This window comes from Butyrivibrio sp. CB08 (genome assembly GCF_003625485.1).
In the GTDB taxonomy this organism is placed as follows: domain Bacteria; phylum Bacillota; class Clostridia; order Lachnospirales; family Lachnospiraceae; genus Butyrivibrio.
On record NZ_RAIR01000002.1, the window covers coordinates 115,593 to 129,433 of the forward strand.

Genomic DNA, 13,841 nt, shown 5'->3' on the forward strand with positions numbered 1-13,841 from the left:
AACAAGTTGCATTATATTAAATCTTTGCTCTCTTTTTCAAGTCCCCTTTGCGCCTTGGAAAAACTGCATCCGCAAAAGTCCTGTCTGTACAGTCCAAAGATATTTGACAGTTCAATAGACCTCTTATAGCCTTCCTTTTTCTTAAAGTCAGAGGGCAAAAAAGCTATCCCTGCCGAAGCTGCAGCCGCTTCCCCAACCTCATTTAAAACCTCTGCATTCTTGAGAGGACTGATTGTAAGGGTCGTAGTCATATACTCAAAGCCCTGCTCTTTGGCTACCCTGGCACTCTCGCGAAGTCGTAGCTCAAAGCACTTCCTGCATCGCTCGCCGCCTTCCTTGCAGTCTTCATAGCCCTTAACCGCCTCATAAAACTCCTTGGGATCATAAGTTCCTTCTATAATGGAGATCTTTCTGGCGTTTTTATCTGAGTGCATCTGGTCAAAAGAGCATTCCTCGACCTGTCTGTTGTACTCGGCAATGAGGCGCTTTTCTTCCTCTACTCTCTTATGGTACTCAGCATCAGATGTAATGTTTGGGTTATAGAAAAAAACTGTAATGTCAAAGTACTGCCTGAGGTACTCAAGACAGTAGGATGAGCATGGCGCACAGCATGCATGCAAAAGAAGTTTTGGATATACTCCCTCTTTCTGGAACTGCTCTATTTTATTTTCAAGCTCTTTTGCATAGTTTCTCTTGTTCATATTCCTAACTTATCTATGATCTCACTGGCAACTTCCAAAGGTTCTTTTCCATCAGTGTCGATCACTATATCTGCAGCAAGCTCGTAAAGCTCAGATCTGGCATCCTGCAGCTCTCTGATCCTTGCAAGAGGATCCTCAGTCTGAAGAAGCGGCCTCGTGGTGTCTCCCATGATCCTCTTATAGACTTCCTCTGGGCTAGTCCTTAAGTAGATCACCTTGCCAGCCTCAGCCAGAAGCTTTCTGTTCTCCTCTCTTACTGGAAGTCCGCCTCCAAGAGATATGACCATATCTCTCCAGTGGTCTGAAACAATCGTATCAAGAAGCTCAGTCTCCATGTTCCTGAAGGCTTCCTCTCCATCCTCACGGAAAATATCTGTAATGGCGCGGCCTTCTGTTTCCTCGATGGCCTTATCTGTATCAAGTATGTCAAGGTCAAGCTTATCAGCCAGGATCTCGCTCACTGTGGTCTTGCCACTTCCCATAAATCCCTCAAGGATAATGTTTCTTGCACCTGTAACTTCAAGGATAAGTGACTTGTATACTCTGTCAGCCTGCTCATCAGTTATCTTGATGCCTGCGTCCTGATTCCAAAGTTCATATGCATCCAGTCCCTGGTAAAGGAGCATCTTAAGACCGGAAAAGGTCTTGGCCCCAGCTGCCTTAGATAGCTTAAGGAACTTGGTCTCAAGGGGCTTATAGATAACATCAAGAGCTGCGCTCACATGGCGATAAAACTCTTCATCTTCAATAACTGCGCTGTTTACATCAGGGAACAGTCCCACTGATGTGCACTGGATTGCGAAAAAGCTCTTTTCCCTGGTAAGAACTTCTGTGTAATCAGCTATATCCATTGGGATGACTCTCTCATCCCCAAGCTCCTCGGCGATAGCAACAGCCTTCTCTAAAGTTCTGTTAAGGATATAAACCTTAGCTGCGCCCTTCTGGATACACAGATGAGCTGTTGGCCTTGCTACACCCCCGGCTCCAAGGATGACTACAGTCTCGCCCTCAAGCTCCACGCCTTCCTTTTGCATGGCTCTGTAAAGACCTGTCATGTCTGTATTGTATCCGCGATAGCCCTTAAGGGCTTCGTCACGAACAAGGGTATTAACGGCGCCTATGCTCTCTGCCAGCGGATCCACATACTTAAGCTGCGCTATGACATCACTCTTATAGGGTACTGTTACGTTCATTCCCTTGATCCCAAGCTCATAGGCTCCGCGGACAGCATTCTTAAGCCCGCCTTCTGGTACCTCAAAAGGTACGTAGACGAGGTTATTGCCTGTCATGTCCGCCAAAGTGTTGTGGATAAGCGGAGACATGGTATGCCTGACAGGATTACCAATGATTCCGCAAACTGTAGTATTGCCGTCGGTATAATTTAGCATAGGTCCCCTTTTTATGCTTTTTTCTTAAGCCTTAATCTAACTACTACGTCAGTAACAACTGCAAATATCACAAGGCATATAGCCAGCATCTGTGACACTGGAAGGCCTGTTGTGTGCATGATGAGCTGGTCTGTTCTAAGAGCCTCGATCCATGCTCTTCCCAGGCCATAGCCTCCAAGATACAAAAGAACTATCTCTCCATCAAATTTCTTGTGCTTGCAGTAAAGAAGCATCAGGATAAAGAGACATATATTCCACATGCTCTCGTACAGGAATGTAGGGCTTACCTGTATATAATTGGTGGCTTCTGACATGTGCTCCTTCATAAGAGCTGTGATCTCTCCGGAGCGGACCATCTCAACTGGAAGTCTCATGGCAAAGAGTGAATCTGTATACTCACCAAAAGCCTCTCTGTTTGTAAAGTTGCCCCATCTTCCCATTACCTGGCCAAATACAAGGCCGAACATGATGGTATCTCCAAACAGGAAGAAGTTCTTTTTCTTGATCCTGCAGTAGATAAACAGTGTAAGAAATCCTGCGATAACACCGCCGTAAATGGCAAGTCCGCCTCCCCTGGTGTTGAAGATACTAAGAAGGTTGTCCTTGTAGTAATCCCAGGAAAAGAACACGTAGTAAAGTCTTGCCCCAACAATTGAAAAAATGATTATGTAGATCGCCACATCCCAGTAGTCATCAGGTGTCTGGCCTGTCCACTTAGCAACTCTTGAGATGATAAGCAGAGCTACCAAAAAGCCAAGACCAATGATGACGCCGTACATGGCTATGTTAAATCCAAAAACTGAAAAGCTCTTGGGTACGTCCTTAAGATATAGACCAAGGTGCGGAAAGGCTATATCCATCTTCCCCATTATATCTGGCATAAAATCCTCCCAAGCATCGCGCTTTGCGATTTTTCAAAATCAGACGTTAAATCTGAACAGAATTACGTCGCCGTCCTGAACAACGTACTCTTTACCTTCCATACGAACAAGGCCCTTTTCCTTGGCTGCTGAAAGGGAGCCCTCTCTAAGAAGGTCTTCGTAGTTGATGACCTCAGCCTTGATAAATCCTCTCTCAAAGTCAGTGTGGATCTTACCAGCTGCCTGAGGCGCCTTGGTTCCGATCTTAATGGTCCATGCTCTTGTCTCATCCTCACCAGATGTAAGGAAGCTCATAAGTCCAAGAGTTCTGTAGCTTGCTGCGATGAGCTTATCAAGACCTGACTCTGAAAGGCCAAGGCTCTCAAGGAACTCTGCCTTCTCATCGTCGTCAAGCTCTGAGATCTCAGCTTCGATCTGGGCACTTATAACAAATACTTCAGATCCAGACTTTGAAGCAAGGTCTCTTACTGCTGCTACGTATTTATTGGAGGCACCATCATCTGCAAGGTCGTCATCCTTAACGTTTGCAGCGTAGATAACTGGCTTCCATGTAAGAAGATCAAGTCCGTTAATGAACGCTCTGTCATCGTCGTTATCAACTTCAAGCTCACTTGCCATCTTGTTTTCTTCAAGGGTTGCCTTGATCCTCTCGAGGATCTCAAGCTCTTTTGCTGCACTCTTGTCCATACGTGCGAGCTTTGCAACCTTGGCAATCCTGCGCTCCAAAACCTCAAGATCAGCAAAGATAAGCTCAAGGTTAATTGTCTCTATATCTCTTGCAGGATCCACTGATCCGTCAACGTGTACAACGTTAGGATCCTCAAAGCATCTTACAACGTGAACGATTGCATCTGTCTCACGGATGTTTGCAAGGAACTGGTTTCCAAGACCTTCGCCCTTGGATGCACCCTTAACAAGTCCCGCAATATCAACGAACTCTATTGTTGCTGGTGTTACCTTCTTGGAATTATATAAATCCCCAAGAAGTTTAAGTCTCTTATCCGGAACTGCAACAATGCCCACGTTTGGATCGATTGTCGCAAATGGATAGTTTGCTGCAAGTGCTCCAGCGTTTGTAAGTGAATTAAAAAGTGTACTCTTTCCTACGTTAGGAAGACCGACGATTCCCAATTTCATGATGATATATCTCCTTAAAATACATAATTAATCGAATACGATTCAAAACCTTATGCATCTTATCACATTTCCTGGAAATAGACTAGTGCTGTCAAAATGACTCAGGGGGACGGAGTGCTGATTCATTGTATTCGAAATATCTGTATGGCGTCCTTTCTATTAGCCATTTTCAATATTTTTTCATTTTTGGCTAATAGATGCATAGCATTAAAAAACCAGCACCGGACATTTGACTATCCGATGCTGTTATTTTTATCTGCTAACCTGGGTCTCAATATAGCTTGTTACAAATGAAATAATGTTAATATTTTTTCTATAAATTATAATAATTTATAACAAGTTACATACGAGAACAAATGACCACGAGCCCAGTATATATGCGGTTTCATAGAGTTTTATGACTCTTTATGGAGATTCATGAAACAGGATTTCATATAACGATTCCTCACTATAATAAATATGTAGAAATCTGGGGCGATGAATAAAATCACATAATGTTCTTTTATACAAGAAACTCCCGACTATTTAGTCGGGAGTTTTGTTCGTAACTCTACACCATGCTCTTCGACCGTAAGTTTTATCTTATCATTTTCAATTGTATGAAGTGCCATTTCAATGCCCCCTTAGAAGTTTATATTAACTATAATAAAACATTACGCTTACCTGTTCAAAATAAAAATCTTTAGCATTCTTCTATAGGTTCATTTTTAGTGAAATCAATGTCAACGGTAGCGTTTGTTTTACTATCTGTCATAAGACTTCTAGATGATTTTAGATAAAGTACAATGACTAAAACAAATGATAAGACATCTGCTACAGGCTGAGCCATTACAAGACCATTTATACCAAAGGCAGCATGGAGAATATATAGTGCTGGGATATAAATTAATCCCTGACGACTTATGTTGATAATCATTGCAAATGATGCTGCGCCCATTGCCTGAATTGAATTGGAGAAAACATAAAATACTCCAAAAAGAAAGCTTGTGCTAAGCATGATTCTTGCAAAACTTACTCCATATTCAAATGCAGCAGCATCCGTTAAGAATATACTTACAATTTGATCTGTAAATATATAGCATATTAGAGTAACAGCCACGCTCATTATCAATGCGAGAACAACTGAAAAGCGCATTATGCTTTTGAATCTATTGTAATCTTTAGCTCCTACAGAAAATCCAAGAAGTGGTTGAAGTCCCTGACCAAAGCCAATGAATAGTGTTCCTGTAATCATAGTTACTTTCATTGCGATTCCAATTCCAGCAACAGCCATATCTCCGTAAGTTGCCATCTGTCCATTGATAAGGATTGATGAAACACTCATTAGTAAATTTCCAAGAGCAGCAGGTATACCCATTGCAAGAACACCAGCGGCAATTCTTTCCTTTACAGAAAAATCCTTTGGATTAATGCTCAAAGAAGATTTACCCCATTTAAAATAACTTAAATAATAAATTGCTCCGATTATACTTGATATAGTTGTTGCAACTGCTGCACCTACTACGTTCCATCCTAGTACAATAATAAGGATTGGATCAAGAATGATATTTAAAATGTTGCCGGCTAATTGTCCAATCATGGCTGTAGTAGCTTTTCCCTCTGCTCTAATTACATTTGAGAGGCAGCTTGAAAGAATTGTGAATGGTCCAGCGATGGCAATAATCTGGAGATATTCTTTTGTATACTGCCAAGTTCCTTCACTAGCCCCAATAATATTTAATACTGGGTCAATAAAAATGAGTAATAACGCTGAAAATAAAACACCAGTTATTATAGAACCCCATACACTGAAAGCACTTATCTTTCGAGCCTTTTCTTTATTTCCTTCGCCGAGTGCCCTTGATATCGAACTTGTAGCTCCTATACCAAATACATTTCCAATTGCAATGAAAATCATAAATATTGGTGAAGCAAGTGAAATCGCTGCGACCATAAGAGCATCATGAGTTTGGCTAATAAAAAATGTATCCGCAAGGTTATATACAAGAACCATAACCATCGCTATCATCGATGGAATTGTATTTTTTAATACTGTGGCAGGAATAGAGCCATTTTTAATTGTTTTTGTTGTATTTTTCTTTTCCATAATTACGTCCTTTCTCAATAGCATGCTATCGTTTTCAGTAGTGATAATCTCGTCTAAACGACGAGATTAATTTCAAGCTAATTATCAATTAAATTTTTTCTGATTTTTATAAGAAGTGTTCTAAGAATTTGGCGCTCGTCATCAGAAATGCCTTCAAAAAATTTATCCTCTGATTCTTCTATAAAATCATGGAAAAACTGGCATTTTGCAATTCCTGATTCCGTTAGGGTGACAAGCTTAATTCTTTTATCATAGGCATCACCCATTGTCTCAATAAGTCCTTTGCTTTCGAGTCTGGAAATAATACCAACGACTGTAGGTTGTGCAACTCGAAGTTTTCTCTCTAATTCTTTAAAAGTGAGCTTACGCTCCGCCGTATTCCACACAGTCAGCATAAGCATCAGTTGGCTCTGAGTAAGATCATAATCTCGAAGAGCACTGTTAATATGAGTTTCAAGTGCATCACTGATTTGTTTAATTATTTTTCCACAAGGCTCCTTTTTCAAATTATCACCTCCGATGATGTAATAATAGCATGCTATCATTTTATTGTCAATAGCATGCTATTGTTTTTTAGATAATTACATTCGAATTATCCATTTCAGTTTTTTCGACCGGGCACCAAATCGGGCACCATTTTTGAATGAATTATATAAACCTATAACAAATTATATGGGAGTTGATATTCCAGAAAGCCCAGTGTTTATGGGCTTTTATCGATGTTTATAAAGGTTTATGGAGATACATGAAAACCGCCTTTACATAACGATTCCTAGTTTCATGATATATATACTCCTTTAAAAACTTGGTTTTCTAAACCACAAAATAGCCCTAGCATGGCAGGTTATATATTACCATGTCAGGACGGATTTGTAAAAACACTAATTACCTAATTAATGTATTTCAGAACTTAAATTATTAAAAATTTATAATATTACGACATAATATAATCTTTTTTCCAAGCATTACGCTATAATAATTATATGTGATTTCTTCATAAAACAATAATATGGAGGCGTGTTATGGCAAAGAAAACCAAAGAACAGAATGCAAAAAGTACTACAAAAGTAAGGGGTATGAACAGCGTTAAGAACCAGATCATCGCTCTTTTACTGGCAATAGCTATCATTCCTCTCGTAATCGCTATCATCGTAAGTTATGTAACTTCCACAAGAAAAGCTCTTTCAGATGCTCAGGAATCTCTGGAATGGCAGACCCAGTACATCGGTGCATCCTTCCAGTCTCTGGTTGAGCAAAATATGAACCTGATCCGTCAGGTAGGTGAAAACCCAACTATTATCGCTTATATCACAGCACCTGAATCAGGAATCGGTGACGATGTCATCATGCAGACCCTTCAGAGTGTAGATAACGTTCTTAATGACGGAAATGCTACCACCCTCACCGGAGCAGATGGTATGCAGCTCTTTAGAACAGACGGCGGTAAGCTCGTTGACGTTCACGAGAGAGAATATTTCAAACAGGCCATGAGTGGCCAGCCTTATATGTCTGACGTTATCATCAGTGCTTCTACAGGAAGCCGTCAGGTTACCTTCGCAGCTCCTGTAACTGATGGATCCGGCAATGTATACGGTATCGTTCAGAGAAACTACAACATGAATGCTCTTCACGACTTCCTTGCAGGAGAGTCAAAGGATGCCTTCATTTGTGACAGAACTGGTCTTGTTGCAGCTCATTCCCAGTACAAGATCGGACAGGGCGAACATGAAGAGGACAACAGAGAAAATTCCGAGTTCATGACATCCGGCCTTGATAAAGGTTTCTACAATGTAGACACAGGTAAGGGCTACAATGCTTATGTTGCTTATGTAAAAGAGCCTAATACTCAGTTTACTGTATGTGCAGCAACAGATTCTAACGTAATCCTCAGCACTTCAAGACAGGCAGCTATGATAGTTATCGCAATCGGCGTCGTAATGGCAATTATAGTAGCTATTATCGCACTGATTGTAGGCAGAGCTTTCACAGCTCCTATCAATGTTGTTTGTGAAGCCCTTGCTCACCTGGCAGAAGGTCGTTTCCGCAAGATTGATAAGATGACAAACAGAAAAGATGAGTATGGTCTCATGATCAGCAGCACCAATACCGTTCTTGATAAGTTAAGCGGCATCGTTGCAAATATCAAAGCATCTGCTTCAAGTGTTGGCGAGTCTTCAGAGGAACTCTCTGATATGGCTAATCAGATCTCACAGACAGCAGAGGACGTATCAAATGCAGTGCAGGAAATCGCATCTGGTGCTACTCAGCAGGCTGACGAGATCCAGAGCGCATCTGAGAACGTTGGAAGAATCGGCGATGCTGTAGGCGATGTGCAGAATTCAACTGGCAGCCTTTCAGATCTTGCAAACAAGATGAAGGAAGCTTCCGAGATTTCAAGTTCCTCTCTTGCATCCCTTCAGGATTCTTCATCTGAGATGACTGCTAAGATCGATGAGATCTCACGTACTATCTCCGCTACACAGGATGCGGTTACAAATATCAACGATAAGGTTGAAGGTATTGCTTCTATCGCAACACAGACCAACCTCCTTTCACTTAACGCTTCCATCGAGGCTGCAAGAGCCGGCGAAGCAGGAAAAGGATTCGCAGTCGTTGCGGAAGAGATCGGCAAGCTTGCTGATGATTCCAAGCAGATGGCTGATGATATCAGAAAAGAGATGGATGTTCTTCTTGAACAGTCCAAAGCCGCAGTTCAGGCAGCTGAAGACGTTAAGCAGGGCAACAACGATCAGCAGATCGCTCTTGGCGAAACACTTGATGCTGTTAACGGAATGCTTGGTGATATCGGAAGCACAGTTGGTGGTGTACAGCTCATTTCTCAGGGCGCTGATACCTGTGAATCAAGTAAGAACGCCGTTGTTGATACAATGAGTGCTCTGTCAGCTATTTCCGAAGAGAACGCTGCTTCTTCAGAGGAGACAGGTGCTTCCATGCAGGAGCTCTCTGCTACAGTTACTACCCTTGCTGGATCAGCTCAGGGACTTAAGGACATCGCAGAACAGCTCAATAAGGAAATGGAATTCTTCCAGTCATAACATGTCACATATCAATATAATGATATAAATAAAACCGGCAAAGAACTTAATCTTTGCCGGTTTTTTATTTTCTAAAAACTATCTGTCATGTCATGTCACGTCAGGCCATGGCCTCTTTCATGCTCTTAACATATTCACCCACATACTTAGGGCACTCTCTTCCGTACTTCTCAATGATCTTGATGATGGCTGAGCCTACAATAGCTCCGTCTGATACATCTGCCATCTTCTTTGCCTGCTCAGGAGTTGAAATTCCAAAGCCGATAGCACATGGAACATCTGTGTTCTCACGGATGGCCTTTACGATTGATCCAAGATCTGTTGTTATCTCTGTTCTTGTTCCTGTAACTCCAAGGCTTGATACAACGTAGATAAAGCCTTCAGCCTCTTTTGCTATCATTGCTATCCTGTTCTCTGATGTTGGTGCTATAAGTGAAACCAGATCAACGCCGTACTTATGGCAGATATCATCAAACTCCTCTTTCTCCTCAAATGGAAGGTCAGGAAGGATAAGTCCGTCAATTCCTATCTCGCTGCAGGTCTTTATAAATACATCTGCATCGTAGGAGTAAACAACGTTTGCATAAGTCATAAATACCATTGGGATAGAAACCTCGTTTCTAAGGTCTCTTACCATGTCAAAGATCTTATCTGTTGTCACCCCTCCAGTAAGTGCGCGAAGGTTTGCTCCCTGAATAACTGGTCCTTCAGCTGTAGGGTCTGAAAAAGGGATTCCAAGCTCAATAAGGTCAGCGCCATTATTGGCCATTTCAATGACAGCCTTCTTGGTTGTCTCAAGATCCGGGTCTCCGCATGTTATAAAGGCAATGAATGCCTTGCCATTTTCAAAAGCTTTTTTAATATTGCTCATCACTCGTCCTCCCCAACATATGTAACGCCCTTGTATCTTGCGATAGCTGCGCAGTCCTTGTCGCCACGTCCAGAAATGGTGATAACGATGATCTCATCCTTATCCATCTTAGGCGCGATCTTCATGGCATGAGCTACTGCGTGGGCAGACTCGATAGCAGGAATGATGCCTTCTGTCCTTGAAAGATACTCAAAGGCCTCAACCGCCTCGTCGTCAGTTACTGGCACGTACTGTGCTCTTCCGGTATCGTGGAGGTTTGCGTGCTCAGGTCCGATTCCAGGATAATCAAGTCCTGCAGATATTGAGTAAACAGGAGCGATCTGACCATACTTATCCTGGCAGAAATAGGACTTCATCCCGTGGAAGATTCCAAGGCGTCCGGTATTGATGGTAGCTGCTGTCTCAAAGGTATCTATTCCGCGGCCTGCAGCCTCGCATCCAATGAGCTTAACGCTCTCATCTCCTATGAAATTGTAGAAGCTTCCGATGGCATTTGATCCGCCTCCAACGCAGGCAATAACAGCATCAGGAAGTCTTCCCTCTTTCTCAAGGATCTGCTCTTTGATCTCCTTGGAGATAACAGCCTGGAAATCTCTTACGATAGTTGGAAATGGATGAGGTCCCATAACTGATCCAAGGCAGTAATGAGTGTCGCTTATTCTGTTTGTCCACTCTCTCATGGCCTCAGATACTGCGTCCTTAAGGGTAGCAGTTCCGGTCTTTACAGGCACAACCTTAGCTCCAAGAAGCTCCATTCTGTACACGTTAAGAGCCTGTCTCTTGGTATCCTCTTCGCCCATGAACACCACGCACTCCATGCCCATAAGAGCTGCAGCTGTAGCTGTGGCAACGCCGTGCTGGCCGGCTCCTGTTTCAGCAATGAGCCTTGTCTTACCCATCTTCTTGGCAAGAAGCGCCTGTCCTAAAACATTATTTATCTTGTGAGATCCTGTGTGGTTAAGATCCTCTCTCTTTAAGTAGATCTTGGCTCCGCCCAGGTCCTTAGTCATCTTTTCTGCATAGTACAAAAGAGATGGTCTTCCCGCGTACTCATTAAAGAGGGTCTGAAGCTCCTTATTAAACTCAGGGTCATTCTTGTAGTGGTTATAGGCCTCTTCCAGCTCTATTACTGCATTCATCAGTGTCTCTGGAATGTACTGTCCGCCGTGAACACCAAATCTTCCATTCTTGTTAGTCATAATTTACTCCTCAATCTTCCTTACGTTTCCTACAAATGCTCTCATTTTGTCCGGGTCTTTTACGCCGTCCGTCTCAATTCCTGAACTTACATCAACCGCCATAGGCTTCACATAATCTATGGCCGTGCTGACATTGTCAGGGTCCAGGCCTCCAGCCAGGAAAAACGGTCTCGGGATCTCAATACTCTTTATAAGATCCCAGTTAAACGCCCTTCCGGTTCCTGTTCCTGAATCCAGTAGATAGTAATCTGGCAAAAGAGCTTCATCCGAAGGCTTACTCTTTAGCTCCAGAAGATCATCCTTACCCTTTATCTGGACCGCCTTGATGATCTCTTTTCCCGGTGCCAGCTCCCTCAGTCTTCCAATATACTCGCCGTCCTCTGTTCCATGAAGCTGCGCCACATCGATAATGCCATCATTTAAGAGCCCCGCAACCACTAAAACCTCTTCATTGACGAATACTCCCACGGCCTTTATATCAGGTAAAAGAGCTTTCTTAAGCTTCTGGGCTGTTTCCCTTGATACGTTTCTTTTGCTCTTTTCCCAAAACACAAAGCCGATAAACTCAGGCTTTAATTCATTTGCAATTTGTACATCCTCAGGCCTTGTAAGGCCGCATAACTTAACCTGTGTCATAAAGGTCTCCCGGGCAAAATTCCCCCTTAGGCAAGACCCTTAAGCTCTGATAATTTCTGTTTCTTATCAGCTGCTCTCATAAGGGTCTCACCTACTAAAACCGCATCGGCGCCAATTTTAAGTAGCGCCTCTACGTCGCTCCTTCCCTTAACTCCGCTCTCGGAAACAAAGATCACATCTGATGGGATCAGTGCTCTTAGCTTTTTGGAATTGTCAGTATCAACTGTAAAATCCTTGAGGTTTCGATTGTTGACACCTATCATTCTTGCGCCGGCATTTAGGGCCATCTGTATCTCTTTTTCATCGTGGGCTTCTACAAGAGCAGAAAGTCCAAGCTCGTCGCATATTGCTATGTAATCCTTAAGCTGAGTATCTGACAATATAGAACAGATGAGTAGTACGCAGCTGGCACCAAGAACCTTAGCCTCATAGATCATGTACTCATCTACAACGAAGTCCTTGCGGATGCATGGGATACTAACCTCCTCTGCGATTTCCTTAAGGTACTCATCTGATCCAAGGAAATACTTTGGTTCAGTCAAGACTGAAATGCAGTCAGCTCCTGCCGCCTCGTACTGCCTTGCGATCTCAAGATATGGGAAATCCTCAGCTATAAGCCCCTTTGAGGGTGAAGCCTTTTTGCATTCGCAGATAAAAGAGATCTCGTCCTTCTTAAGTGCATTCTCAAACCCAAAGTCGCCCTTTGGCATTCCAAGTGCCTTTCCCTTAACTTCCTCTAATGATACCTTTTCTTTTGCTACGGCTACTCGCTGCCTTGCAACGCCTGCTATCTCGTCAAGTATTGTCATAATAAATTCCTTACTCTGGTCTGTTACTTACTTCAATTACCTTATTCAAAACTTCAAGGGCCTTTCCTGAATCAATAAGCTCTGCTGCAAGCTCAATGCCCTTTGCAAAGCTCTCAGCCTTGCCTCCGATGTAAAGAGAAGCACCAGCGTTCAAAAGAACTGCATCTCTCTTTGGTCCCTTGGCACCCTTTAAGATGTCCAGTGTGATCTTGGCGTTCTCCTCTGGAGTTCCGCCAACAAGATCGCTCTTTTCGCACTTCTTAAATCCAAAGTCCTCAGGAGAAATTGTGTAGGTTTTGTACCATCCGTCCTGGATCTCGCAGATCTTGGTGTTTGAGCTAAGAGAGATCTCATCAAGCTTGTCCATTCCATAGACAACCATTCCTCTCTTAACGCCAAGGCTTACAAGAACCTGAGCCAGTGGCTCAACAAGGTACTCGTCATATACTCCAAGAAGCTGCATCTTGGGAGAGCCCGGGTTAGTAAGTGGTCCAAGGATGTTGAACACTGTCCTAAAGCCCAGCTCCTTTCTGATGGCTCCTACGTACTTCATTGAGGTGTGATACTTCTGTGCAAAGAAGAAGCACATGCCAGCTTCCTTGAGAAGCTCTACGCATCTCTCAGGGCTCTGCTGGATGTTTACTCCAAGAGCCTCAAGGCAGTCAGCAGTTCCGCACTTTGAAGAAGCTGCTCTGTTTCCATGCTTGGCAACCTTCATTCCGCCAGCTGCTGCAACTAAAGCTGATGTTGTTGAGATGTTAAAGCTTCCTGCGTTGTCTCCGCCTGTTCCAACGATCTCAAAGATGTCCATTCCAGTCTCTACCTTGGTTGCGTGGTCTCTCATGGCTGCAGCACATCCTGCGATCTCATCTGTTGTCTCTGCCCTTGCGCTCTTTGTGGAAAGAGCTGCCAGGAATGCAGCGTTCTGAGTCTGGCTTGTTTCGCCACTCATGATCTCATTCATTACGCTGTAGGCCTCGTCGTAGGTCAGGTCTTCCTTGTTTACGATTTTTACGATTGCTTCTTTGATCATGTCTGTTCTCCTCCTGATTGTGGGCTCTGCCAGAGGTTTTTAGG

Annotated in this window: 12 protein-coding genes; 1 reads left to right on the forward strand and 11 read right to left on the reverse strand. The window is 43.1% G+C overall.

Annotated features, from left to right (window positions below; translation table 11 throughout):
• Positions 1-11 precede the first annotated feature (11 nt).
• The 6 genes from D6855_RS04125 to D6855_RS04150 form a co-directional block, all read right to left on the reverse strand.
• Positions 12-701 (reverse strand): epoxyqueuosine reductase QueH, encoded by a 690-nt coding sequence (locus D6855_RS04125; RefSeq protein ID WP_120738362.1) that lies wholly within the window; start codon positions 699-701, stop codon positions 12-14.
• Entirely contained in the window at positions 698-2,089 is a 1,392-nt protein-coding gene (locus D6855_RS04130) for a shikimate kinase (protein ID WP_120738364.1), read from the reverse strand. Before D6855_RS04130 ends, D6855_RS04125 begins: the two co-directional genes overlap by 4 nt.
• Before the next feature lie 11 nt (positions 2,090-2,100).
• Positions 2,101-2,970, reverse strand: a complete 870-nt coding sequence (lgt, locus tag D6855_RS04135) for a prolipoprotein diacylglyceryl transferase (protein WP_120738366.1) — start codon at positions 2,968-2,970, stop codon at positions 2,101-2,103.
• A gap of 39 nt (positions 2,971-3,009) precedes the next feature.
• Complete coding sequence (ychF, locus tag D6855_RS04140) at positions 3,010-4,107, reverse strand: redox-regulated ATPase YchF (protein WP_120738368.1); 1,098 nt, start codon at positions 4,105-4,107, stop codon at positions 3,010-3,012.
• A gap of 682 nt (positions 4,108-4,789) precedes the next feature.
• Positions 4,790-6,193 (reverse strand): MATE family efflux transporter, encoded by a 1,404-nt coding sequence (locus tag D6855_RS04145; protein WP_120739139.1) that lies wholly within the window; start codon positions 6,191-6,193, stop codon positions 4,790-4,792.
• A gap of 77 nt (positions 6,194-6,270) precedes the next feature.
• A complete protein-coding gene (locus D6855_RS04150) occupies positions 6,271-6,699 on the reverse strand; it encodes a MarR family winged helix-turn-helix transcriptional regulator (protein WP_158589464.1) in 429 nt (142 codons plus the stop codon).
• A gap of 516 nt (positions 6,700-7,215) precedes the next feature.
• Between D6855_RS04150 and D6855_RS04155 the strand changes: the two genes are divergently transcribed.
• On the forward strand, positions 7,216-9,249 hold the full coding sequence (locus D6855_RS04155) for a methyl-accepting chemotaxis protein (protein WP_120738372.1): 2,034 nt from the start codon (positions 7,216-7,218) through the stop codon (positions 9,247-9,249).
• Between the two features lie 100 nt (positions 9,250-9,349).
• Here D6855_RS04155 and trpA read toward each other — a convergent pair whose 3' ends face one another.
• The 5 genes from trpA to trpD are packed head-to-tail and all read right to left on the reverse strand — an operon-like array spanning position 9,350 to position 13,797.
• Complete coding sequence (gene trpA / locus D6855_RS04160; RefSeq protein ID WP_120738374.1) at positions 9,350-10,120, reverse strand: tryptophan synthase subunit alpha; 771 nt, start codon at positions 10,118-10,120, stop codon at positions 9,350-9,352.
• Positions 10,120-11,319 (reverse strand): tryptophan synthase subunit beta, encoded by a 1,200-nt coding sequence (gene trpB / locus D6855_RS04165; protein WP_120738376.1) that lies wholly within the window; start codon positions 11,317-11,319, stop codon positions 10,120-10,122. Before trpB ends, trpA begins: the two co-directional genes overlap by 1 nt.
• 3 nt (positions 11,320-11,322) lie before the next feature.
• On the reverse strand, positions 11,323-11,955 hold the full coding sequence (locus tag D6855_RS04170) for a phosphoribosylanthranilate isomerase (RefSeq protein WP_120738378.1): 633 nt from the start codon (positions 11,953-11,955) through the stop codon (positions 11,323-11,325).
• A gap of 26 nt (positions 11,956-11,981) precedes the next feature.
• A complete protein-coding gene (gene trpC, locus D6855_RS04175; protein WP_120738380.1) occupies positions 11,982-12,764 on the reverse strand; it encodes an indole-3-glycerol phosphate synthase TrpC in 783 nt (260 codons plus the stop codon).
• Positions 12,765-12,774: 10 nt separating this feature from the next.
• Complete coding sequence (gene trpD, locus D6855_RS04180; protein WP_120738382.1) at positions 12,775-13,797, reverse strand: anthranilate phosphoribosyltransferase; 1,023 nt, start codon at positions 13,795-13,797, stop codon at positions 12,775-12,777.
• Positions 13,798-13,841 lie beyond the last annotated feature (44 nt).